This window comes from Kaistella haifensis DSM 19056, from assembly GCF_000735695.2.
GTDB classification, from domain to species: Bacteria; Bacteroidota; Bacteroidia; order Flavobacteriales; family Weeksellaceae; genus Kaistella; species Kaistella haifensis.
The window spans coordinates 1-967 of the sequence record NZ_JASZ02000092.1 but is presented as its reverse complement, the minus strand read 5'-3'; the positions used below and the strand labels follow the sequence as shown (position 1 = coordinate 967).

Here is a 967-nt window from a genome sequence, read left to right as displayed (position 1 = left end):
CTATATATTGCGTTGGAGCATTTAGAGCCAAATTTTCTGCTGTTGTCATTTTGTAATATTTTACATTAAATTAGATAGCCTGAGCCAAAGGAAAATCAATCGGAATCTGCGTATTGGCAAAGACGTAATTGGTGAAACTTCTCAAAGCAATCAAAGCGTTTAGTTCTACCAAAGCTTTTTCGTCATAACCTGCTTCGAAGAAATTTTGCAATGCAGAATCGTCGGCCGCTCCTTTATTACTAGAAATAGACTTCGCTAGTTTTAAAACTGAATTTAATTTGGCATCCGAATATTCTGCTTTTCTCAACGCAATCGTGTCTTCATCCGAAAAACCTTTCATTTTGGCTAACATCGTGTGAGCTGCCAAACAGTAATCACAATTGTTGACCTGTGAAACAATCAGATTGATTGCTTCTCTTTCTTTTGCCGAAAAAGAGGAATCGTGAGAAAGTGAAGCTTCTGTTTCCAGCATTGCTTTTAGTGCTGATGAAGAATAGCCGATTGTGGCATAGAGATTCGGAATTTTGCCCATTTTTTTCTCAACGGATTCAAGGATAGTTTGAGATTCTGCAGAAAGTTGTTCTTTGTTTGGAACTGTAATTGTTTTCATTTTTTTGATTTTAATGTTAATTAACCCGTAGTGCATTATAAAAAAGGTTACTCATAATACGAAAATTTCGTATATTGTATTGACTATCAATCTAATACGTTATGAATAACCTAGATGCAATTTACGATTTTATTTTAAAGGAATTAAGAAAATTAACCATCAAAGAAAATTTTTATTTCAAACCAATTAAACCAAAATTATCTGATTTAGAGCTCATTGCAATAAATATTTCTGCGGAATATTTATCGATAGATTCAGAAGATCAGTTATTTAGATATCTTTCAAATTCAAAACTAAAAGGAATGATAGAAAGAAGTGTTTATAATCGCAGGAAAAGAAAACTCTTCTTGCATATGG

At 32.7% G+C, this 967-nt stretch carries 1 protein-coding gene and 1 pseudogene; one reads left to right on the top strand and one right to left on the bottom strand.

Features of this window, described 5'->3' with window-relative positions:
- Positions 1-70: 70 nt before the first annotated feature.
- Complete coding sequence (locus tag AP75_RS14030; protein ID WP_031504516.1) at positions 71-610, bottom strand: carboxymuconolactone decarboxylase family protein; 540 nt, start codon at positions 608-610, stop codon at positions 71-73.
- A gap of 101 nt (positions 611-711) precedes the next feature.
- Here AP75_RS14030 and AP75_RS14580 point away from each other — a divergent pair.
- Positions 712-967: pseudogene (locus tag AP75_RS14580) on the top strand (IS982 family transposase); the annotation flags it as partial.